The organism is Flavobacterium stagni, from assembly GCF_004122105.1.
Classification (GTDB): Bacteria; Bacteroidota; Bacteroidia; order Flavobacteriales; family Flavobacteriaceae; genus Flavobacterium; species Flavobacterium stagni.
This window is the reverse complement of the sequence record NZ_SBKN01000003.1, coordinates 137,359-159,544: the sequence shown is the minus strand read 5'-3', so window position 1 is coordinate 159,544 and position 22,186 is coordinate 137,359. Positions and strand designations below refer to the sequence as shown.

The 22,186-nt window shown below is 38.0% G+C and carries 22 protein-coding genes; 9 read left to right on the top strand and 13 right to left on the bottom strand.

Annotated features, from left to right (window positions below):
- The first annotated feature begins 75 nt into the window (after positions 1-75).
- From EQG61_RS06765 to EQG61_RS06740, 6 genes are all read left to right on the top strand, one after another.
- The gene (locus tag EQG61_RS06765; protein ID WP_129461157.1) at positions 76-942 is read left to right on the top strand and encodes a nucleoside phosphorylase; all 867 of its coding nucleotides are present in this window, start codon (positions 76-78) and stop codon (positions 940-942) included.
- Positions 943-1,015: 73 nt separating this feature from the next.
- Complete coding sequence (locus EQG61_RS06760) at positions 1,016-1,555, top strand: GNAT family N-acetyltransferase (RefSeq protein ID WP_129461156.1); 540 nt, start codon at positions 1,016-1,018, stop codon at positions 1,553-1,555.
- Complete coding sequence (locus EQG61_RS06755) at positions 1,552-2,403, top strand: substrate-binding domain-containing protein (RefSeq protein ID WP_129461155.1); 852 nt, start codon at positions 1,552-1,554, stop codon at positions 2,401-2,403. Before EQG61_RS06760 ends, EQG61_RS06755 begins: the two co-directional genes overlap by 4 nt.
- A 17-nt stretch (positions 2,404-2,420) precedes the next feature.
- Positions 2,421-3,353, top strand: a complete 933-nt coding sequence (locus tag EQG61_RS06750) for a transglutaminase (RefSeq protein WP_129461154.1) — start codon at positions 2,421-2,423, stop codon at positions 3,351-3,353.
- Between the two features lie 48 nt (positions 3,354-3,401).
- Entirely contained in the window at positions 3,402-3,980 is a 579-nt protein-coding gene (locus EQG61_RS06745; protein ID WP_129461153.1) for a DUF3575 domain-containing protein, read from the top strand.
- A 13-nt stretch (positions 3,981-3,993) separates the two neighbouring features.
- Positions 3,994-4,581, top strand: coding sequence for a hypothetical protein (locus EQG61_RS06740; protein ID WP_129461152.1), 588 nt, complete (start codon positions 3,994-3,996; stop codon positions 4,579-4,581).
- Here the strand turns inward: EQG61_RS06740 and ung are convergent, their stop codons facing one another.
- Positions 4,582-5,247, bottom strand: coding sequence for a uracil-DNA glycosylase (gene ung, locus EQG61_RS06735; RefSeq protein WP_129461151.1), 666 nt, complete (start codon positions 5,245-5,247; stop codon positions 4,582-4,584). It lies immediately after the preceding gene.
- 81 nt (positions 5,248-5,328) lie between these two features.
- On the opposite strand from ung, the gene EQG61_RS06730 reads away from it, so the two are divergent.
- Entirely contained in the window at positions 5,329-7,503 is a 2,175-nt protein-coding gene (locus EQG61_RS06730) for an endonuclease MutS2 (protein ID WP_129461150.1), read from the top strand.
- On the top strand, positions 7,500-7,910 hold the full coding sequence (locus EQG61_RS06725; RefSeq protein ID WP_129461149.1) for a thiol-disulfide oxidoreductase DCC family protein: 411 nt from the start codon (positions 7,500-7,502) through the stop codon (positions 7,908-7,910). Before EQG61_RS06730 ends, EQG61_RS06725 begins: the two co-directional genes overlap by 4 nt.
- A gap of 251 nt (positions 7,911-8,161) precedes the next feature.
- Here EQG61_RS06725 and EQG61_RS06720 read toward each other — a convergent pair whose 3' ends face one another.
- From EQG61_RS06720 to aroC, 3 genes are all read right to left on the bottom strand, one after another.
- Complete coding sequence (locus EQG61_RS06720) at positions 8,162-9,622, bottom strand: T9SS-dependent choice-of-anchor J family protein (protein ID WP_129461148.1); 1,461 nt, start codon at positions 9,620-9,622, stop codon at positions 8,162-8,164.
- Positions 9,623-9,695: 73 nt separating this feature from the next.
- The gene (locus EQG61_RS06715) at positions 9,696-10,940 is read right to left on the bottom strand and encodes a dicarboxylate/amino acid:cation symporter (RefSeq protein ID WP_129461147.1); all 1,245 of its coding nucleotides are present in this window, start codon (positions 10,938-10,940) and stop codon (positions 9,696-9,698) included.
- Positions 10,941-10,944: 4 nt separating this feature from the next.
- Positions 10,945-12,009 (bottom strand): chorismate synthase, encoded by a 1,065-nt coding sequence (gene aroC / locus EQG61_RS06710; RefSeq protein WP_129461146.1) that lies wholly within the window; start codon positions 12,007-12,009, stop codon positions 10,945-10,947.
- A 166-nt stretch (positions 12,010-12,175) separates the two neighbouring features.
- On the opposite strand from aroC, the gene EQG61_RS06705 reads away from it, so the two are divergent.
- Complete coding sequence (locus EQG61_RS06705; RefSeq protein ID WP_129461145.1) at positions 12,176-12,661, top strand: porin family protein; 486 nt, start codon at positions 12,176-12,178, stop codon at positions 12,659-12,661.
- Positions 12,662-12,690: 29 nt separating this feature from the next.
- Here the strand turns inward: EQG61_RS06705 and EQG61_RS06700 are convergent, their stop codons facing one another.
- From EQG61_RS06700 to EQG61_RS06660, 9 genes are all read right to left on the bottom strand, one after another.
- Positions 12,691-13,122 (bottom strand): protease complex subunit PrcB family protein, encoded by a 432-nt coding sequence (locus tag EQG61_RS06700; RefSeq protein WP_129461144.1) that lies wholly within the window; start codon positions 13,120-13,122, stop codon positions 12,691-12,693.
- 2 nt (positions 13,123-13,124) lie between these two features.
- Positions 13,125-14,252: an N-acetyl-alpha-D-glucosaminyl L-malate synthase BshA gene (bshA, locus tag EQG61_RS06695; RefSeq protein ID WP_129461143.1), complete on the bottom strand. Its 1,128-nt coding sequence runs from the start codon at positions 14,250-14,252 to the stop codon at positions 13,125-13,127.
- Between the two features lie 148 nt (positions 14,253-14,400).
- Positions 14,401-17,412, bottom strand: a complete 3,012-nt coding sequence (locus tag EQG61_RS06690) for a glycoside hydrolase family 3 N-terminal domain-containing protein (protein WP_129461142.1) — start codon at positions 17,410-17,412, stop codon at positions 14,401-14,403.
- A gap of 9 nt (positions 17,413-17,421) precedes the next feature.
- Positions 17,422-17,904 (bottom strand): ABC transporter ATPase, encoded by a 483-nt coding sequence (locus EQG61_RS06685; protein WP_129461141.1) that lies wholly within the window; start codon positions 17,902-17,904, stop codon positions 17,422-17,424.
- A gap of 4 nt (positions 17,905-17,908) precedes the next feature.
- Positions 17,909-18,520 carry a hypothetical protein gene (locus tag EQG61_RS06680; protein ID WP_129461140.1) on the bottom strand — a complete coding sequence of 204 codons (612 nt, stop codon included), beginning with the start codon at positions 18,518-18,520 and terminating at the stop codon, positions 17,909-17,911.
- A 1-nt stretch (position 18,521) separates the two neighbouring features.
- A complete protein-coding gene (locus tag EQG61_RS06675) occupies positions 18,522-19,313 on the bottom strand; it encodes a (Fe-S)-binding protein (protein ID WP_129461139.1) in 792 nt (263 codons plus the stop codon).
- 22 nt (positions 19,314-19,335) lie between these two features.
- Positions 19,336-19,782, bottom strand: coding sequence for an LNS2 domain-containing protein (locus EQG61_RS06670; protein WP_129461138.1), 447 nt, complete (start codon positions 19,780-19,782; stop codon positions 19,336-19,338).
- A gap of 98 nt (positions 19,783-19,880) precedes the next feature.
- Positions 19,881-21,206 (bottom strand): (Fe-S)-binding protein, encoded by a 1,326-nt coding sequence (locus tag EQG61_RS06665; protein WP_129461137.1) that lies wholly within the window; start codon positions 21,204-21,206, stop codon positions 19,881-19,883.
- 5 nt (positions 21,207-21,211) lie between these two features.
- On the bottom strand, positions 21,212-22,168 hold the full coding sequence (locus EQG61_RS06660; RefSeq protein WP_129461136.1) for an MlaD family protein: 957 nt from the start codon (positions 22,166-22,168) through the stop codon (positions 21,212-21,214).
- Positions 22,169-22,186 lie beyond the last annotated feature (18 nt).

Below are 22,186 nucleotides of genomic sequence, written 5' to 3'. Positions count from 1 at the left end.
ATAAATTGTCTTTCTAATCAAAAACCAGTCACTAATTACTAATCACTAATTACTAATCACTAATCTCTATCACCGATGATTGCTTCATCTGAATTAATATTAAATCCTGATGGAAGTGTTTACCATTTGAACTTACTTCCCGAACATATTGCCCACGACATTATTTTTGTGGGGGATCAAAACCGTGTGGAAAAAATTACCCAACATTTTGACCGTATCGAATTTTCACAACAAAAACGCGAATTTAAAACCCAAACTGGCTACTTCAAAGGCAAACGTATGACGGTAATGTCTACGGGTATCGGTCCGGACAACATTGATATTGTCATGAACGAGTTGGATGCCTTGGTCAATATTGATCTTGCGACGCGAACCGTTAAAGACGAATTAACGTCGTTGAATATTATCCGAATTGGAACTTCAGGATCGTTGCAAGCCGACATTCCCGTTGATAGTTTTGTTATGAGCCAATACGGATTGGGTTTGGACAACATGCTTCGCTCCTATATAATTGACGCCGTTTCTGAAAAAGAAATGGAAGAAGCCTTTATCCAACAAACCAATTGGGACTTGCGCAAAGGTCGGCCATACGTAATCAAAGGTTCGGAAACCTTAGAAAAAAGAATAGAAAGCGACCAAATGCACAAAGGATTTACAGGTACGGCGGGCGGATTTTATGGTCCACAAGGAAGAGTATTACGTTTACCAATTCAAGATCCGGATTTAAATGCAAAAATGGACAGCTTTGAATTTAACGGAATAAAAATGACCAATCTCGAAATGGAAACCGGTGCAATTTATGGCTTGGGGAAATTACTAGGCCATGAATGTTTATCACTGAATGCCATTATTGCTAACCGAGCCAATGGTACCTTTAGTGCCGATCCATACAAAGCCGTAGACGCCTTGATCGCCTATACTTTGGATAAATTAGCACAATGATAATAAGGAGCTATTTCCCGCTTTCGCCTTTACCTGCCTGCCGGCAGGCAGGTCGGGGCTAAAACAAACCGTGATGATTCAACGTTTAGAAACCGAAAGACTGTATATGCGTCCCTTTAAAATCTCGGATGCAGCCGATATGTTTGCCATGGATGCCAATCCCAATGTGCACAAATACTTATGGCAACAACCTACGCTCGAACTGGAAGAATCGGTAAAAGTTATCGAGTACATTCTGGGACAATACGAACGTAATCAAATTGGGCGTTTTGCTACTTTTTTGAAAGAAACGAATGAATTTATTGGCTGGACAGGAATCAAATACATCGATGACCATGTGGAAAATGGGAACACCAACTTCTTTGATTATGGGTACCGACTTGTAGAAAAGCATTGGGGAAAAGGCTATGCGACCGAAGCCTCTATTGCTTGGCTAGAGTACGGATTTGAAACCCTCAAAATTCCGGTAATGAATGCCTACGCACACAAAGAAAATGGAGCATCGAATCGCATTTTGCAGAAAATAGGACTTAAATTTAAAGAAACCTATCCCGACAAAGACGGCGTGCCATGGAATTGGTATGCGTTAGAAAACCCAAATTTACAACCATGAAAACGATAAAGATTGTAGGCGTTCCCGAACATTTTAACTTGCCTTGGTACCAAGCTATTGAAAATCAACTTTTCGAGGCAGCAGGTATCGATTTACAATGGACCGATATCCCAGAGGGTACCGGTAAAATGTGTCAAATGCTTCGCGAAGGGGAAACCGATATCGCCATACTACTTACAGAGGGAATCGTTAGGGATATTGAAGCGGGCAATCCGTCAACGATTGTTCAAGTGTATGTAAAAACGCCTTTGATCTGGGGAATTCATGTGTCTGCCAATTCGTTGTATGAAACGGTAGCCGACTTACAACATACCAAAGCGGCCATTTCCCGTATGGGTTCGGGTTCCCATTTGATGGCTTATGTCCATGCACAACAACAGGGTTGGGATACAAAATCGTTACAATTCCATATAGTAAACACGATAGATGGAGCCGTTGAATCCTTAGATCGTGGCACCTCTGATTATTTTATGTGGGAGCGATTCATGACACAACCTTTGGTAGATCGAGGTGTCTTTAGACGTGTTGGTGAATGCCCAACACCTTGGCCTTGTTTTGTTATTGCGGTTCGAAATGAAGTTTTACTTTCAGAAAAAGAAACGCTACAAAAACTGTTAGCGATAATCAATTCCGTTACAATTGGTTTTAAAAATCAACCGAATATAGCTTCTCTTTTGGCCCAACGTTTTCATCAAAAAACAGAAGATATTCAGCAATGGCTTTCTTTTACCGGATGGAGTCAAGCAGCATTAACGGTTGAACAATTAATTAACATCCAAAATCAACTTCTTGAACTTCAATTAATCGATAAAAAAAGTAATTTTGACACTATTGTTTCCGTTATATAGTTCAACCTCCTAGCCGAATGGTAGCTTCTGCTAAAAATTCATTGCAGCTTTTACAAGACCGACTTCGTATTCCAAAACCTTGGGATAAGATCATCATTTTGGCGTTGAATCTACTGATTACAGTTCCTCTTTTTATCATTATCCATCAAAACATAACGCCGCTAAACTGGCCGTATGCTTTGGATAAAATCGGATTGTTTATTTTGCTCTTGGTCGTTTTGCAACTTCTTTTAGTGGCCTTGCGACGAATCACCTTTGTGAGCATTGCCTTGTATATAGTGTTTTTACTGTGGGGTACATTGATTGGTGATTATGGATTTGGTGAAGTCTACTCTGATTATGAATCTATGATTTATACCATGCAAGACAATCCCTATCCACAGGATATCGTCGTGGATAAATTACTTCCTTTTCCCAACAAAACAAAAATCACCAAAGCCATAACATTTGATCATTATAAAGTCAGGAATTTTGCTATTATGGCTGCCAATAAACATTTTAAAAACATAAAACAATACCCCGAATACACCTACTTAATTCAGTATTTTGCGGTTTTTAAAGAAATCAATTCCCGTTGGTATTATGTCAAAGATCCTGTTGGGCATGAATACATTGCCACTGCCGATGAATCGTTAAATTATTTATCAGGCGATTGTGATGATCACTCCATTTTAATGGCAGCGGCAGTTAAATCAATCGGTGGAATTCCGAGACTCATCCACACCCAAGGTCATATTTATCCTGAATTGTATGTGGGTACACATAAAGACATGGAGAAGGTCAATTTTTTAATCAAAAAAGTATTGTTTCCAAAAGAGAGTCAGCACAAATCCGTGCATTATCACATCGATGAACGCGGAAATATTTGGTTGAATTTAGATTACACTGCCAAATACCCTGGTGGACCTTTTATGAAAGAAGAAATTTTAAGTGCTTTGACGTTAAATTAAAATCCCGTTTAAATAAATTACTATATTAGCCAAGCTAATTGAATCACCATGAAAAAAATACTATTGCTTTGTTGCACTTTGCTTCTCACTTTTGAGATGGCCGCACAGCAAAATGCCCCAAGTGGATTGGAATCCAAGAAGAATGAATTGCGTGTCGATGTTTTACAAGCCTTAGCCTATGGTAAAATTGGCTTGAGCTATGAACGCTTTTTTGAAGGTAGTTTTTCTGTCGGAATAAACGCAAATTTTTCAAACAGTTCCAAATTTGAAGAGGATTTTAATAATGGTTTCCGAAACAATATTCCGCGCTACGAGTTCAATCCTTTTGTACGATATGCGCTTTCGAAGAGTAAAGCCCGCTATTATTTCGCTGAAATTTTTGGATCTGCTAATGGTGGTGATTACAAAGAAATCATTCGTGAGTCCGAAGGTGGTGTAGGTTATTATACCATCAAACAAAGTAAATACACTGATTATGCCCTTGGTGGAAGTTTGGGTTACAAAATGTATATCAAAAATGCTTTAGCCATTGAGTTTTTAGTTGGATTTGGTTCGAATTTAACCAATAAAGAAAAAAGTCCGGATGTGATTTCGCGCGTCGGTCTAAATCTAGGGTACCGTTTTTAATATTTGAATGACCATGAAAAAAATAATCGCACTTTTTGTTTTAGTAGTAACCACTCCATTTATCGGTTGTGATACCAACGATGATGATTTTTACAATACGGAATATGTTCGTGTAAATGGCCTTATCAATGTAGAAACGCAATCCAACTATCAAGTTGGTGATAAACTCTATATTAATTGCAATGCCAATCGTTTAGTGACTGAAGTGGGACAAACCACTCCATTAGACATTCGAAAAACCACAAATAATGCACCTTCGTTAAGTTTTTCTTATGTATTGGAAAAGCAAACGAGTCCGACAGAATGGACCACGGTTACTATTCCCAATGCACAAATTGACCTTACAGCTGGTGCTATTGAGAGTATTGGATTTTATATGGCTACCGCTAATTATAACGCACTAACCGATTCGTATCAATTCAGAGCAGGCTTACCTTTATTAAGTGCAGGAACCTATAAATTGTCCTACGGATACAACAGTTCGGCTACCGATGTAGTCGAATTGCGTTCGAACAGCCGTTCGTCTGACATTACACTGATGATTTATACCACATCCAATGCAGTTAATTCGGAAGGAAACTACATTTTTACTGTGAATTAGTTACCAAGCAATCGGCTCCTTTTGACGTTCAATTAAAAAAGCGTTGGTTTGTGAAAAATGTCGATTTCCAAACCATAAACCACGATTGGCACTCAGTGGCGAAGGATGTCCTGATTCCAAAACTAGATGTTTTATTCGATCAATTTTAGCTCCTTTCTTTTGGGCAAATGCACCCCATAATAGAAAAACAACGTCTGACTTTTGTTCTGATATTGTGGCAATTACGGAATCGGTAAATTGCTCCCACCCTTTCTTTTGATGGCTTCCTGCCTGATTTTCTTGAACGGTCAAGGTAGCATTTAATAACAAAACTCCTTGTGCCGCCCAACGTTCGAGATTTCCAGAGATAGCAATCGGGATATCACAATCTTGCTCCAATTCTTTAAAAATATTGATTAAAGAAGGTGGAAAAGCGACCCCATCATTGACTGAGAATGCTAATCCGTTGGCTTGACCAAATCCGTGATAGGGATCTTGTCCGATGATGACCACTTTAACCTGATCAAACGAACACTGTTCAAAAGCATTAAAAATAAGTTCTTGTGAAGGGAAACAGCGTGAAGTTTGGTAGGCCTCAATGACAAATTGGGATAAGGATTGGAAATACGGTTGATTCCATTCACTTTCTAATGCAACTTGCCATGTGGGTTCGTTAATCCTTAACATCTCTTAATTTTTTTCAAAAATATAAAAACGAATAGTACGAAGCCCAAATTGCTTTGTAACTTTGAAGTGTAGACTTAAGTTATGATTTCAATCACCGATAAAACATTAAAAGACTTAGAATTCAGGACCGTTTTGGAGACCATTGCAGCCAACTGCGTCACTGAAATAGGTCACGATAAGGCAATGGCGATAGGTCCTTTTAAAGACAAGGAAACCTTACTCCCTTCCTTGCAACAAACGTTTGAATACCTTGCTTCCTATACGAACAATAATGCCATTCCCAATCATGGATTTGAAACGATAACGCACGATCTTAAATTACTTCATTTAGAAGATAGTTTTTTAGAAGTAACGGCATTTCGAAAATTTGCCGCGATTTCTGATACCGTAAATACTCAGCTTCTTTATTTTAAAAAGTTTAAAGAGTATTATCCTGAATTGTATTTGAAATCGGCTACTATCGAATTCACGAAAGTGATCATTCAGAAAATTGAAGAAGTTATTGATAAACATGGCGTTATTAAAGACAATGCGTCACCAGACTTAATTGAAATTCGCAGAAACATCAATATGGTGCGTGGGAAAGTCAACCAAAGTTTTGGTCAGGCCCTCACCCACTACAACAGTTTAGGTTATTTGGATGATATTCGGGAATCCGTGATAGAAAACCGACGAGTTCTAGCGGTATTGGCCATGTACCGAAGAAAGGTTAAAGGTTCGATTTTGGGCAATTCCAAAACGGGAAGTATTGCGTATATCGAACCTGAAGCCGCGTTAAAATACAGCCGCGAATTACAGCATTACGAATACGAAGAACGGGAAGAAATTATTCGAATTTTACGTCGGTTAACCAATGATATCCGACCCTTTCATTCCCTTTTGTCGGATTATCAAGAGTATTTAAGTGACATCGACGTTATTCATGCAAAAGCACGCTATGCGTTAGCCATTAATGGGATTTTACCTAAAATCACTACGGAGAAAAGAATGTTTTTGCGGGAAGCCTACCATCCTATTCTTCTGTTAACCAATAAACAAAAAAATCAAGTTACCTATCCCCAAACCATTGAATTAAAACAAGACAATCGCATCATTGTGATTTCGGGACCCAATGCTGGTGGAAAGACTATTTCCTTGAAAACAGTGGGTTTATTACAATTGATGTTGCAATCGGGGATATTAATTCCGGTGCATGAACGCAGTGAAACCTTTTTATTTGATCGAATTTTAACTGATATCGGTGATAATCAGTCGATAGAAAATCACTTAAGTACCTACAGTTACCGATTAAAAAACATGAACTATTTCCTAAAGAAATGCAACGCAAAAACCTTGTTTTTGATCGACGAATTTGGAACCGGTTCCGATCCTGATTTGGGGGGTGCATTGGCGGAAGTCTTTTTAGAAGAGTTTTACCACCGTGAAGCTTTTGGCATCATTACTACGCATTATACCAATTTAAAGATTTTGGCGAATGAGTTACCGCACGCCAATAATGCCAACATGTTATTTGATGAAAAATCGCTAGAACCCATGTTTAAATTACATTTGGGTCAGGCCGGTAGTTCGTTTACATTTGAAGTAGCCCAAAAAAATGGCATTCCTTATGGCTTGATTAATCGTGCAAAGAAAAAAGTTGAAGGTGAGAAAGTGCGCTTTGACAAAACAATTGCTAAACTTCAAAAAGAACGTTCCAAATTGGAAAAAACATCTGAAATTTTGAAGGAGGAAGAAGTGAGAGCCCGCGAAGAAAGTAAGAAAATGGAAAGTATCAATGCAAAAATCCAAGATAAGCTCGAGCGTTATCAAGAGTTATATGATGCTAATCAACGTCTTATTTACATGGGTCAAAAAATTGACGACATTGCTGAAAAGTATTTCAACAACAAAGACAAAAAGGTTCTCATTGGCGAATTTTTAAAAATGATTGAAATAGAAAATTCGAAGCGAAAAAAATTATCGGCTAAAGAGAAAAAACAACAAGAAGTAGTCCAAAAGCAGGTCGTTGAAGAAGTCAAGGTTAAAGTAGAAGAAATTCGTAAAGTTAAAAAAGAGAAGAAAGTAAAGGCTTTACAACAGGAATTAGAAAAACCCAAAATGGAATTAAAGTTGGGTGATCGGGTGCGGATGATTGACGGTAAAGCGGTGGGTACTTTGGATACTATAGAGAAAAATAAAGCAGTTGTCAATTACGGTTTATTTACTTCGAAAGTTAGTTTAGATCAATTGGAATTTGTAGAACGACCAAAAAAATGATGGAATTACCTCGAGATAAATATTTGATACTTTACGATGGGGAATGCAATTTATGCCATAGCGTTGTCCAAAAAATAATCGTTTATGATAACAAAGATGTTTTTCGCTTTTTGGCTCAAAATTCTGAAAAGGGACAAATTGTTTGTCAATCGTATGGGGTGAAAAATACACTTGAAAGTATTATACTTATTTCACCTGCTGGAGAAACTTTGGAAAAATCAGCGGCAGTATTTGCAATTGCTTCTCAATTACCAAAACGTTTTCTATGGATTCAATGCTTCAGAATATTCCCTAGATCTCTATGTGACCGTTTATATGATTATATTGCTCGTAAACGGTATTTTTGGTTTGGAAAATCTTCAACCTGCTTACTTCCTACCCCCGAAATTAAACACCGATTTTTATGACAAATATCATTAGCTGTGTTTAAAGTTCCACTTACTTTTGGGATACAACTTTAAACCAACAACTATGATAAATCGTGTTTTACCATTATATTCTTGGAATAATGGTGCCTTTGTAATGATAATTGTTTTCGGACTGGTTATCGTCGGACTTGTAGGAGCTATCTACTTGATGGCTTCAGGAGATAAAAGAAATAAAAAAGACTAAGCTTTCGCTTAGTCTTTTTCATTAAAGGCAATAGGTAATTAATAAATTATTGCTTGATAATTTTACGAACAGCGGTTCCATTTTCTGAAACTACTTTCACTGTATACATACCAGGAGCAAGATCAGCTACATTGATAGATGCATCAGTTGCACTTGTGTATGCGATATTTTTAACAATTCTTCCATTCAAATCATACATTTCAACAGCGCTGAATGAAGTATTAGCAGCAGATTGTACAGCAATAACATCAACTGCTGGGTTTGGAGATACTGTAAAACTAGCATCAACAAAATCATTGTTTGCCAATACTGAAGTCATACTAACTGTATCTAAACGTAAAGAAGTTGCAGTTGTAATAATTGGAGTTGCATTGTTGAATGCGAAATAATAGGTACCTGCAGTAGTAGCTGTAAAAGTAGCGGTTTGTAAAACATAAGTCGTTCCAGAAACAGTAATATTTCCTCCTAATTGAGTTGCTCCTGTTAATGATCTTGACGTATTTACATATACTTTTAGCGTTTGAGCTGAGCCTGTAGCAGATCCTAAACGAGTATAATAGGTTAAAGTTACTTGCTCATTAGCTTGTAATGCGATTGCTCTAGTATACAATGTAGCATTAGTAGCAGCTGTAGTACTTGAATTAACGAAATAATAAATTGCACCACTTTGTGCAGCACCAGCAGTATTTCCTAAACCCCAAGTAGTACTAGTGAATCCGTCCGTGTAATCCGTAGTATCATCAAAGTTATTTGCATAAGGACATGTTGCAGCTAAGTACAATGAAAATGGACCTACATAAGCACTTTGAGTTGCACCACAATTTGCTCTAACGTAATATTCTAAATCACCAGAAGCAGGTGTTAATCCTGTCAATCCAATTGAAGTTCCATTAGCAACAGCTGTTGTTCCAGAACCTTGAGTAAATCCAGCAACACCATACTCTACATCATAAGCATTTGGATTACTTAAAGAAGCAGTCCATGATAATGTTGCAGAATCAACTGTTAAGTCAGAAGCTGCATTTACATTTGTAGCATTTAAGCGAATACATGAAACCGCTTCAAAAGTTACATCAAAATCAAATGGCAAATCCGACCAACGGTCATCCCATACAATGTAATACGTTGTTCCAGAGGTTACAGGAATTGTTAAAGTAGAAAGATAATTTACATCATCTACGTCATCATTACCTGCATAACAAGCTAGAGCCGCACATGTACCTGTAATTACTGAAACACGCGTATCGTCACTATTCGTAGTACCATCATTTTGAGGTAAATCTGAAGTAATGGTTAATTCACCATTAGCAGGTGCTGTGTACGTGTACCAAATAGCATTTGGAGAAGTAGCGGCAGTTCCACCGGCACAATTCCCTAAATAAGTCCCTGTGATTTGAGGACAAGTTGTGGTTGAACCTGCAGTAACAGGTAATGCAGTAGCACAAGTTAATTGTGCATTTGCCATCATACCTCCTAAAGCAAAAATTGAAAGTAATAGTTTTTTCATATGAAATAATTAAAATTTTGTCGTTTTCAAATTTAGAAATAATTTACGATATAACACAAACAAGTATTAAATTTTACTCTTTTTCCCATTTCCCTACTACACTTGTAGCCAATGCATTACCTAACACATTCGTGGCACTACGAAACATATCACAAAAATGGTCGATGGGCAAAATTAAAGCAATGCCTTCCACAGGGATTTTAAACATGCCACATGTTGCAGCAACCACAACCAAACTAGCGCGCGGTACACCCGCAATTCCTTTACTAGTAAGCATTAACACCAATAGCATGGTCATCTGAGTAGGAATATCCAAATGATGTCCCGAAGCTTGTGCAATAAAAATACTGGCAAACGTCATGTACATCATACTTCCGTCTAAATTGAATGAGTAGCCCAAAGGCAACATAAAAGAAACTATTCGGTCTTTGATGCCGAATCGTTCCAATTCTTCAGTTAACTTTGGAAAAACCGCTTCACTACTTGTGGTACCAAAGGCAATGGCTAATGGAGAAATTATACGCTGTAATAATTCTTTTAATCGGGATTTCAAAAACAAATAACCAACCACTAGCAGAACTAACCAAAGTGATCCGATTCCGACCAAAAAAGCGCCTAGGAATTTTGTATATGTAAGTAATAATACATTCAAATCTTTGGTAGCAAAAACAGCTACAATGGCACCAAAAACGCCATACGGCGCAAACTTCATCACATAATTCACCATTTTTAAAATGATGTGCGAAATTTTGTCAAGCACTTTAATAACAGGATCAGCATAGGTTCCCATGGAAGCGGCTGCTAACCCAAAAAAGATAGAAAACACAACAATTTGAAGGATTTCATTCGTAGCCATGGCTTCAAAAATACTTTTGGGAATAATGTGCTCTACAAAGTGTTGGGCCGAAAAATCTTGGGTTTTCTCAGTCACTTCTTGCGCTGTGGAAGGATCAATATCAATCAACTGAATGCCAACACCCGGTTCGAAAAAATTCACCCAAAAAAGTCCGATCAAAAGCGAAACAAATGAAGCGGTAAAAAACCATCCCAAGGCTCTCCCTCCTATTCGCCCCACAGATTTTATATCACCCAATTTGGCAATACCCACCACCAAAGTAGTAAAAACCAAAGGAGCAATGATCATTTGAACCAATCGAATAAAAAGGGTTGCCAATAATTTACTGTAGGTACTAAATTCTGTGGCAAATTCTTTGGTTGTCGATTCATGAATATAAACCCCTATTCCCAAGCCTAAAAGAAGTGCAATAAATATTTGTACGGTTAAATTAGAGGCTAATGCTTTTTTACTAAAATCCATGAAATTATAATTTGTTTGTTTTTTCTAATAAATAAAAATCGGCTAAAACCAAGGCAGTCATGGCTTCTACAATAGGAACTGCTCTAGGAACTACACACGGATCATGTCGTCCTTTACCTTGCTGAACTTCAATTCGTCCATCATTGGTGAGAACTTCTTGTTCTTGTATTAAAGTGGCTACAGGTTTGAAGGCAACTCGGAAATAAATATCCATACCGTTTGAAATTCCACCTTGAATTCCTCCCGAAAGATTGGTTCGTGTGGTACCATCTTCATTGTATAAATCATTATGTTCGCTTCCTTTCATACGCGCTCCACAAAATCCGCTGCCGTATTCAAATCCTTTAACTGCATTGATCGACAACATTGCTTTTCCCAATTGTGCATGCAATTTGTCAAAAACGGGTTCGCCCCATCCAATAGGTACATTTTGAATAACACAAGTAATGGTTCCACCTATAGTATCGCCTTCTTTACGAACGGCCCGAATGAGCGCTTCCATTCGTTCGGCTGTTTCGGGATCGGGACAACGTACCGGATTGGATTCAATTAAATTAAAATCTAGTGCTTGATACGGTTTCTCAACAAAAATATCACCAACTGAAGAAACAAAAGCATTTATTTTGACATCGGACAAGAGTTGTTTTGCAATAGCTCCTGCCACTACACGCGAAGCAGTTTCACGTGCCGAACTCCGTCCACCTCCCCGGTAATCGCGAATGCCGTATTTTTTTTCATAAACATAATCGGCATGACTGGGTCGGTAGGAATTTTGAATAGCATTGTAATCCTCCGACTTCTGATTGGTATTCTGAATGGCAAATCCGATTGGAGTTCCCGTTGTTTTACCTTCGAATATACCCGATAAAAACTGGACTTCATCCGCTTCTTTACGTTGGGTTACTATAGCTGATTGACCCGGCTTTCTGCGCTGCAATTCCAACTGAATGGCTTCAAAATCAAGTGTAAGTCCTGCCGGACATCCATCGATAATACCTCCAAGGGCTGGACCGTGTGATTCACCAAAAGTGGTTAATTTAAAAAGCGTTCCGAAAGTATTTCCCGCCATAAAATGTAGTTTCAACAAATATAAAATTTAATTTTGGGGTTCCGAACGATGCCAACTGTAAATATTATAATTCAATTGTAAAATTATATAACAATTCCATTTAAGTATCGTTCTACATTTGTAAAGTAAATAAACTTGAAAATCTTTAAACCTTAAATTAATTCGTATGAAAAAACTAATTGTAACACTATCGTTTTTAGGATGTGCTTTTTTTGCACAAGCACAAGACATTTCTAAAAATGCCCTCGGACTACGTATAGGAGATAATGATGGTTTCGGTGGCGAAATCTCGTACCAACGTGGCTTATCAAAATCCAATCGTTTAGAATTCGATTTGGGATGGCGCAACAGCAATGATGTCGATGCGTTTAAATTGGCTGGTTTATACCAATGGGTATGGAATATTGATGGCGGTTTCAATTGGTATGCCGGTGTCGGTGGTGGTTTAGGTAGCTGGAGCTACAGTAAAAATGGAGTTTCTGACAACGGAACTTTTGTTTTTGCAGCGGGAGATATTGGTATTGAATATAATTTTGATATTCCCCTACAACTCTCTTTAGATTTCCGTCCTGAAATTTATTCCAATTCAGACAGCTTCAGAGATAATGGTTTTGGTCCTGATCTCGCTCTCGGAATTCGTTACCGATTCTAAATTTTGAATGAATACAAAAAAAATCCCGGCTAACTACCGGGATTTATTATTTCTATAGGTTTCTTACTTTTTATTTTGATTACAAAATTAGGAGTTGTCATAGCGGTAGTTGCCATTCCTTTGGGGGGAATTTCTTTAATCACAACCTCTACTTTATCTTTGAGTACTTTAACACGTTCGACTTTAATCGTCCAACCTCCAGTTGGTTTTTCGCCTAAATTGACCAATATAAAATTGCAGGTTTGAATATCTTCCTTTTTCAAATACGGACTTATAATAGGATCATTCAAAAGCATTTTGTATTCACTTTCCTCGGTGATGATTTCATAAAATTGAAACCGTCCGCCATCTTGTTCTCTGCTAAATAATACATCATAAGACGTATAACTCGACTCGGGTGGCTTTACGGACGAACATGCGAGCAACAAGAAGGAAAAACAACTGAATACAACTTTTTTCATGGTTAGGATTTTAAAGCATTTTGGTATAAACTTTCGTATTGGGGTAGAATTTGTGCAATGTCAAATTTCTTAGCCACCGTCAACGCATTTTCCTTAAACGCAGCTAAAGTTTCATTATTGTCTAAGATAGCAATCGCTCGATTCGCCATCGTATCAATATCGCCTACATTGGCCAAATATCCCGAAACACCTTCTTCATTTACTTCAGGTAAGCCCCCAGAATTACTGGAAATTACAGGAACACTCCAAGCCATTGCTTCCAAGGCAGCCAATCCAAAACTTTCTGTTTCTGAAGGCAATAAAAACAAATCGGAATAGGCTAATATGCTATCAATTTCATTACTGTTTCCAAAGAAAATCACTTTATCGGAAATTCCTAATTCTTCACATAAATACTCGGCTTTGACTCGTTCAGGGCCGTCTCCAACCATCATTAACTTAGCGGGGATTTTTTGTTGAATCTTATAAAAGATTTTCACGACATCTGGAATTCGTTTCACCTTTCTAAAATTACTAATGTGAGTGATAATTCGCTCTTCCTTTTGTGCCATTACCGAACGTTGGCAATCAATATGGGATTCATTCCGACTCTTTTCCAATTCGATAAAATTGGGAATGACATGAATTTCTTTGTTGATATCAAAAAGTCGGTAGGTTTCCTCTTTCAAATCTTGTGAAACTGCAGTAACCACATCCGAATGATTGATGCTAAAACTCACCGCAGTTTTATAATTGGGATGATTGCCCACCAAAGTGATATCGGTCCCGTGCAAAGTCGTGACCATTGGAATATCGATTCCTTGCTCTTTCAACATTTGTTTAGCCATATAACCCGCATACGCATGAGGAATGGCATAATGCACATGCAATACCTCAATTTTATAGAGTTTGACCATGTCGACTAACTTACTCGACAACGCCAATTCATAGGGTTGGTAATGAAAAAGAGGATATTCGGGTACATTCACTTCATGGTAATGCACATTGGAATTCAATAGTGCCAAACGAACGGGTTGACGGTACGTTATAAAGTGAACTTCATGTCCGCGATGGGCTAATTCTAACCCCAATTCTGTTGCGACAACACCGCTTCCACCAAATGTGGGATAACAAACAATTGCTATTTTCATAGTTTTTTTCGAAACACACTTCAATTTTCAAGGGTTAAATCCAACAACCAATTGAAACACAAATCATTGCTGAAATTGAAATTTTTCAAGTATGAGTTAACGAATTTACGGAAAAATGCAGTTGTATTTTATCTTAACAAAAAAATAACTATCGGTCCAAAATGGCTTCTTGAATCACCTTTTGGATGTCTTCACGGATGTTTTCTTTGGACAATTTATTGGGTAAATTCGAATCAGGGAAGGTTCGGTTCGAAAGAAAAACATATACAATTTCAGTCTCTGGATCTGCCCAAGCCATCGTACCGGTAAATCCGGTATGCCCAAAACTACTCATGGAAACGCAACCACAAGTGGGACCTTCTTTGCCTAATTGTGGCTTATCAAAACCAAGTCCTCTGCGATTTCCTTCGCCACAATAATAACATGTATTAAATGTCGTAAACGTCTCGGGTTTGAAATACTGAATGCCGCCATAGTTTCCTTTTTGCAAAAACAGTTGCATCATTTTCGCGACATCCATGCTATTGGAGAAAATTCCGGCATGTCCACCCACGCCACCCATCATCGCAGCGGCCATATCGTGTACATATCCACGAATCCAAACATTTCTAAAGTACGAATCGATTTCGGTAGGAACAACTGTAGATGCCTCTCTGAATTTCAACGGATGAAAAGAAGTATTGTTCATCCCCATCGATTGATAAAATCGTTGGTTGACCAACTCATCCAACGGCTTACCCAGTTTTTTCTCGAGATATTCTTTTAAAATTATAAAGGTAAAATCGCTGTATTTGTATTCTTTTTTATCCAATAATTTACTGTTGACGATCTGACTAAAAATGGAATCTTTATAATCATCGCGCAAGTATAAATTTTCGGCCACTTGTGTGGTAAAGCCCGACTTTTGTCCCCAACTGTAATACTCCGGTTTGGGACAGTTGGAAGCGTCCACTGTTTTTTTATAAAATGGAATCCAGGCTTGGAGTCGTGCGTAATGCGACAACAATTCTTTAAACGTAATATCTTGCTTATCTGTTCCTTTAAAAACAGGCAACATCTCCCCTAATTTAGAATCCAAATTGACATTTCCTTGATCAAAATCTTGCATTACAACGGGCAATGTGCCGATCATTTTGGTCACCGAAGCCACATCATACAAATCTGTATTTTGAATTTTTGACTGCTTCTCATAGGTTTGGTACCCAAATGATTTTTGATAAATCACTTTTCCACGGCGGGCCACCAAAACTTGAATTCCGGGTGTCATTCCGCCATCAATCGCTTTTTGTGCGATTTGGTCAATCCGACTTAAGGTTTTCGGACTCATCCCCACATTCTCTGGAGCTGTGAATCCGAGTCGGTTCAATTTTTCAAAATTAAATCCGTGACCTTCATGAAATTCTTCATTGATGGTAACCGGCAATTTGCCTTTGGGTTCGACCGCACCAAAAAGAATCTCAGCAGAGACAATTTGCGCAATATCACTATTTTGATACGAAACCAAAACCGCTTCAATATCTTCAAAAGATGGAATCGCCGAAAGCGCATACGGTTTCACAAAACCATCCAAAATCACTTTATGGTTTTTAGCAATTTTTGCAATTAACGCCAATTCATTGTCCGACAAATCATGTTTTTTCCAAGCACGATCGGATTTGTGGTATCCTAAAATGACGAGATCATAGTTCTTTAAACAAACATCCAAAGAATCCAAATTCGATTCATTTACTTCCGTAATCTCTGTGTATTTTTTTAATGTAGAAACAAAACTAGAATTCACATCATCACCTATTTTCACATAGGCAATTTTTTGACGTAAATCTTTTATTGGCAAGATTTCATCATTGTTTTTAACTAAGGTGATGGCGTTCTCATAGACTTGATAATGCAAAGCATCTTTAAACGTAGTAAACATAGCATCTGAGATGTTTTTTTCATCTACAGGACGGTACTGATGCAATCCTACTTTGTATTTGTAATGCAATATTTTTTTTACCGAATGGGCCAAACGATCTTCTGTAATCAATCCATTTGCATAGGCTGTACTTATTTTTTCACTCGCCAAAGGCACATTTTCAGGGAATAATAAAATGTCATTTCCCGCCAAAAAGGCCTCTAAATCCAATTCTCCCGGAGCCATAAACTTACTGGCGCCTTTCATATTTAAAGCATCGGTAAAAATGAGTCCGTCAAACCCCAATTCTTCTTGAAGCAAATTGGTCACCACACTGTGCGAAACGGATGTGGGCCAACCTTCGCGGTGTTCGAGACTTGGAATATTCAAATGCGCTACCATTACAGAAACTAACCCTTCATCAAACATGCGTTTGTAAGGATACAACTCTACTTTTTCTAGGCGTTCTTTATCAAAAAGCAATTGCGGTAAGGCATAATGAGAATCCGTGGAAGTATCACCATGACCGGGAAAATGTTTCCCAGTACAAAATACGCCATTACTTTGTACGCCTTTCATTAAAGCAATGGCATGATCGGTAACATTATGTTTTTCTTCCCCAAACGAACGATGACCAATAATCGGGTTTTTGGGATTGGTATTAATATCTAAAACGGGAACAAAATTAAAATGACACCCTATACGTTTGGTTTCTAGTGCCATTTGCTTGCCCACTTCTTCGATTAGTTTCAAATCTTTGACCGCACCAAGCGTCGAATTCCATGGGTATTTATAGGTAGAATCCAAGCGCATATTCAATCCCCATTCGGCATCAATTCCGATAAATAACGGTAATTTGGAAAGTGATTGAAAACGATTGGTTAATCGAACTTGGCGGTTGGGTCCGCCCTGAAAAAAGATCAATCCACCAATTTGTTCTTCTTTGATGAGTTTGTCAATGGAGGCAATGTGCGCACTGTCTTTGTTGGAATAGGCAGCAACCATAAACAATTGCCCAATTTTTTCTTTGAGTGACATTTGATTGTACACACTATCCACCCAATGCTCCTCTTTGTCGGTATCCTTGAAAAAGGTTTTACGATCCGATTTTGCGACAGGAAGGTATACATCATCATCGTCGCCCAACACTTTTGGCTTTTGAATCGATTTTGACGAAGAATTTGTAGTGGTTTTGTGTACAGTACTACAATTGACTGCAAACAAAACCACTCCTAAAAATGCACTATATTTTATGTATTTTACCATTTTTAAATTTTAAAAGAAACGAGAATGCCAACTATCAGCGGCAGGAACTTCCCAAGATTCTTTCCATTCTTCAATGGTATTAACGAGATTATTAAAAACAATAGTATTGGAAGAAACCGATTTTTCTTTCACCATTTTTTTAAAATCCAACAACGTTTTATGGGTAATGAAATCACCTTGACGGAAAGTCACGTTCATTTTATCCAATAAATCAATATTGTATTGTTGTTCCAATTGTTGTATAAAAACTACAGAAGCATCGATGGAACAACCCGTAACCGCTTGTACTTCTTGATTAACCGCCAAAATAATGAATCGATTGTACATCACTAAAAAGGAGGCTTCTAGTGGAGTTCCGTGAGCGGCCCAATTCATTAAAAAAGCTTGCGTTGCGGTTTCTATATCAGCAACTTCCTCATCCGATAGTTTGCGATTGGATTGATAAATCCAAATACGAGAATCTTCGGGAAGGGTATCAAAAGGTACAAACATGGTATTAGTTTTTCTTTAAAGCGGTAATGACTTTATACGTTCTAAATTCTTTTTGAACAGGATCATACAACTCGACATCACCATAACTGATTGCTACTTTGTCATTCACTTTTAGTTTACCATCGGTGTATACACTTGCGGTTTCAAAATAATCCAACAATAAAAACTGAACTTGTTTCCCATTTTTATCTTTCATTTTAATGGTCACAAATTGTTTCACTTCAATTGCCGTAATTGTACCTTCAATAGTTTCATATTCAGGTTCCGCTTCAGCTTCAGCATTTTCTTCATCACGACTCATCATTCCTATTTCCAAAATAGTTTCTGGACAATAAGTCACCATTTTCATCGCTACTTTTTCTCCTAATTTTTCAGCTGCATTTTCATCTGTCATGCTGATTTGTTCCTCCTTCGGGAATTTATCTTTGTATTTCTCATAACTCGATAATAAACACAAGCCTACTGTTAAAGTAAGTTCTTCTTTTGCGATTTTACCCTCGGCTTTTTTCTGAGTAACACATTCACAAGTTTCTTTCGCTACAAGATCCATCGGAGATGTTTGTGCATTGGACCATAAACCGGCCCCTAAAAATAATAGTGTAATTGTTTTTTTCATGTTATAAATCTTGTGCGTTAGCAATTAATTCGGCGATATCTAAAACTTTGATATCGGCTTCTTTGTGGTTGTGTTTTACTCCATCAGTTAACATGGTGTTACAGAAGGGACAACCAGCGGCAATGACTTCGGGTTTTGTTTCCAAAGCATCATCGGTGCGCTCGATATTAATGTCTTTATTCCCCGCTTCAGGTTCTTTAAACATTTGTGCACCACCTGCTCCACAACATAAACCGTTCGCCTTGGAGCGTTTCATTTCTACCAATTCGGCATCCAATTTTTGAATCAAATCACGAGGCGCTTCGTACACGGAGTTGGCCCGACCTAAGTAACAAGGATCGTGGAAAGTGATGCGTTTTCCTTTGTAGGTACCGCCTTCAATTTTTAGGCGGCCGTTATCCAACAATTCCTTTAAAAACTGGGTATGGTGCACTACTTGATAGTGACCGCCCAATTCAGGATATTCATTTTTAAGCGTATTAAAACAATGGGGACAGGCAGTTACGATTTTTTTTGCTTCGTAGGCATTCAAAACCTGAATGTTCATCATGGCTTGCATTTGAAACAAAAATTCATTCCCTGCACGTTTTGCGGGATCACCTGTACACGATTCTTCCGTTCCTAATACCGCAAACGACACATTGGCATTGTTCAAAATTTTGACAAATGCTTTTGTAATGCGCTTAGCACGGTCGTCGAAACTTCCTGCACAACCTACCCAGAACAATACTTCAGGCTGTTGACCTTGCGCCAACATTTCAGCCATTGTAGGCACAATTAAATTTTCTGCCATATCACCTTGTTTTATGTCTTATTTATTCGTGTTTCCCATCGTCAAAAACTTGGATGGTCACTTCTTTTTCAATTAAATCGGTAAATTTTCCACGGTAACGTGTCGCTTTTACCAAGTGGTTATCAATCCAGTGGTAATTTCCTCCACGCGGTTTGCCAAACAAAATTCCGTGGTATTTGAAACCGTGTTTTTTCAGCCAGGTTTCCGTATACTCACGATGTGCTTCGGTGCGCGAGGTAAAGAAAAAAATCACATGACCTTCTTCATACCATTTGTTCAATGTGATCAAAGCATCCGGATAGACTTCTGCGGTTAGCATACGCTCCGGCTCTTCATTCGGAATATCGTCGCAAATGGTACCGTCGATATCAATTAAATAATTCTTTATACCTTCCGGTAAAATAGGGCTTAAATGCTGTCCGTTTTCTGTAATGGACTGCAAAGACTTTTCAATGTCTTCCGCTTTCATTTTTTAATTTTTTGCGTTAAAAATTTCACTTTCATTTGACAATTCCCAAGCCCTCACATAATGGAAATTATCATTATTTTTTGATGCTAAGCATCGACTTACTCACTTTTCCAGTTTAAACGATCCATCTGATTGTATTGCCAAGGCGCACCGTTGTTTTCAATATTGGTCATCATGGCATTCAACGATTGAGGTGCCGCACTTTGCTCCATCACTAAATAACGGCGCATATCCATAATAATGGACAACGGACTGATATTTACCGGACACTCTTCCACACAAGCGTTGCAAGAAGTACAGGCCCACAACTCTTCTTGTGTAATGTAATCGTTCAACAAACTTTTATTATCAGGCACAAAAACACCTTTGTTGGCATCCAAGTTTCTTCCCACTTCTTCCAATCGATCACGTGTATCCATCATGATTTTTCGGGGAGATAATTTCTTACCTGTTTGATTTGCCGGACAAGAAGATGTACAACGACCACATTCGGTGCAGGTGTAAGCATTCAATAATTGAACCCAATTCAAATCCATAACATCACTTGCTCCAAATTTAGCCGGCGCTTCATCAGCACCTGGTGCAGGAGCCGCAAAGGGATCGGCATTGGGATCCATCATCAATTGGACTTCTTTGGTTACACTTTCCAAATTGTCAATTTTCCCTTTAGCATTCAAATCTGCATAATAGGTATTTGGAAATGCTAAAAGAATATGCAAATGTTTGGAATAATATAAATAGTTCAAGAAAATCAAAATCCCAACAATATGCATCCACCAAAAGGTGCGCTCCAACATCACCACCGTTCCTTCATTCAAACCATTGAAAACCGGACTAATAAAATGACTGATTGGAAAAGAACCCGCTTGAATATAATGTTCAACACCGGCTTGTTGCAACCAAAAATCAGCGGCATTCATCAACAAGAACAACGACATTAAAACAATCTCGAAATATAAAATATAATTGGCGTCTTTGCGGGGTTTGCCATTTAAATCAGGATTAGCAAAACGACCCAATTTCAACACATTACGGCGCGCCCAAAAGACAACAACCGCTACAAGAACTAAAACCGCTAAAATTTCGAAAGAACCAATCAAGAAACTATAGAATCCGCCCAAGAATGCAAATACACGATGGGTACCAAACAATCCGTCAATAATGATTTCTAGCAATTCTAAATTGATAATCACAAAACCCACATAGATTAAAATATGCATGAATCCGGCCACAGGACGCTTCACCATTTTGGATTGTCCTAAGGCCACCATCAACATATTGTTCCAGCGGGCACTTGAATTATCGGAACGATTTACATCGCGTCCCATGTTGATGTTACGCACTAACTTTTTTACATTGATTGCAAAATAACCAAATCCAAGGGTTAGTATAATCGCGAAGAAAATATTGACTAAAAAGCTCATCTCACTTACTTTTTATTATTCGAATCGTTTACGGGAGCCACATAGGGCTTATTTTTTTTACCAAACAATGAAACATTCACATAGCGTGTCGGATTCAATCGTAAATCCTGTAACAACAGTTCGAGTTCTTTAGAAGTTTTGGTAAAATTAGTATATAATTGATCGTCTTTCATGAGTTTACCCATCGAACCTTTGCCTGATTCTATGTCACTCATAATTTTTTGAACACTAATTAATGTCTGATCAAGGGTTGCTACTGTTTCCTTCAAATTGGACTGTGCCAAATCATTGGAAATTTTTGCAAAATTGGCCGACGTTTTTTCAGCATTGGTAAGGGTATTTCCAATCTTTTTCTGATTATCGGCTAAAAGTGTATTGGCTTGTTCGCCCGTTTCTTTAAATGTGGCGATGGTCGCATCTAAATTCGCCAAACTACTTCTTAAGTGCGCTTTACTGTTAGCATCCAATACCTGATTGAAGTTTTCCAACATCGTATTGGCATTGTCTAACAACTTAACAATCTTATCTTTTAACGGTTCGATTTGACGGGCTAATTCATCGGTCAATCCTAATTTTTCTGAAGCAGTTAAGGTCGCACCATCTTCCACTTCTTGACCGGTAGTTCCAGGTAAAATAGCAATTTGTTTACCGCCAATCGGACTCGGTGCATAAATTTCAGCTTTGCTGGAAGACTTTATTGGAAAATCAGTAGTCAATTGTAGTTCCACCCGAATTTTTGCGGTCTCATTATCTATAGTAATGGCATTCACTTTTCCAATGGTTAAACCGTTTATGGTCACAGGAGCTGATTTTTCAAGTCCTTCAACATTATTATAAACTACATAAACCGTTTTGTGGTTGCTGAGCAAGTCTCTTCCTTTCAAAAAGCTATAGCCCCAAATAAATAAAGCAATTGAAGCAATGACAAGTACGGCTGATTTTAATTCGCGGGTTAGTTTCAAAACAAAGAATTTTTGATG

Coding starts and splice junctions, on each gene's coding strand:
- EQG61_RS06765 (WP_129461157.1), top strand. CDS start 76: ATGATTGCTTCATCTGAATTAATATTAAATCCTGATGGAAGTGTTTAC.
- EQG61_RS06760 (WP_129461156.1), top strand. CDS start 1,016: ATGATTCAACGTTTAGAAACCGAAAGACTGTATATGCGTCCCTTTAAA.
- EQG61_RS06755 (WP_129461155.1), top strand. CDS start 1,552: ATGAAAACGATAAAGATTGTAGGCGTTCCCGAACATTTTAACTTGCCT.
- EQG61_RS06750 (WP_129461154.1), top strand. CDS start 2,421: ATGGTAGCTTCTGCTAAAAATTCATTGCAGCTTTTACAAGACCGACTT.
- EQG61_RS06745 (WP_129461153.1), top strand. CDS start 3,402: ATGAAAAAAATACTATTGCTTTGTTGCACTTTGCTTCTCACTTTTGAG.
- EQG61_RS06740 (WP_129461152.1), top strand. CDS start 3,994: ATGAAAAAAATAATCGCACTTTTTGTTTTAGTAGTAACCACTCCATTT.
- ung (WP_129461151.1), bottom strand. CDS start 5,247: ATGTTAAGGATTAACGAACCCACATGGCAAGTTGCATTAGAAAGTGAA.
- EQG61_RS06730 (WP_129461150.1), top strand. CDS start 5,329: ATGATTTCAATCACCGATAAAACATTAAAAGACTTAGAATTCAGGACC.
- EQG61_RS06725 (WP_129461149.1), top strand. CDS start 7,500: ATGATGGAATTACCTCGAGATAAATATTTGATACTTTACGATGGGGAA.
- EQG61_RS06720 (WP_129461148.1), bottom strand. CDS start 9,622: ATGAAAAAACTATTACTTTCAATTTTTGCTTTAGGAGGTATGATGGCA.
- EQG61_RS06715 (WP_129461147.1), bottom strand. CDS start 10,940: ATGGATTTTAGTAAAAAAGCATTAGCCTCTAATTTAACCGTACAAATA.
- aroC (WP_129461146.1), bottom strand. CDS start 12,009: ATGGCGGGAAATACTTTCGGAACGCTTTTTAAATTAACCACTTTTGGT.
- EQG61_RS06705 (WP_129461145.1), top strand. CDS start 12,176: ATGAAAAAACTAATTGTAACACTATCGTTTTTAGGATGTGCTTTTTTT.
- EQG61_RS06700 (WP_129461144.1), bottom strand. CDS start 13,122: ATGAAAAAAGTTGTATTCAGTTGTTTTTCCTTCTTGTTGCTCGCATGT.
- bshA (WP_129461143.1), bottom strand. CDS start 14,252: ATGAAAATAGCAATTGTTTGTTATCCCACATTTGGTGGAAGCGGTGTT.
- EQG61_RS06690 (WP_129461142.1), bottom strand. CDS start 17,412: ATGGTAAAATACATAAAATATAGTGCATTTTTAGGAGTGGTTTTGTTT.
- EQG61_RS06685 (WP_129461141.1), bottom strand. CDS start 17,904: ATGTTTGTACCTTTTGATACCCTTCCCGAAGATTCTCGTATTTGGATT.
- EQG61_RS06680 (WP_129461140.1), bottom strand. CDS start 18,520: ATGAAAAAAACAATTACACTATTATTTTTAGGGGCCGGTTTATGGTCC.
- EQG61_RS06675 (WP_129461139.1), bottom strand. CDS start 19,313: ATGGCAGAAAATTTAATTGTGCCTACAATGGCTGAAATGTTGGCGCAA.
- EQG61_RS06670 (WP_129461138.1), bottom strand. CDS start 19,782: ATGAAAGCGGAAGACATTGAAAAGTCTTTGCAGTCCATTACAGAAAAC.
- EQG61_RS06665 (WP_129461137.1), bottom strand. CDS start 21,206: ATGAGCTTTTTAGTCAATATTTTCTTCGCGATTATACTAACCCTTGGA.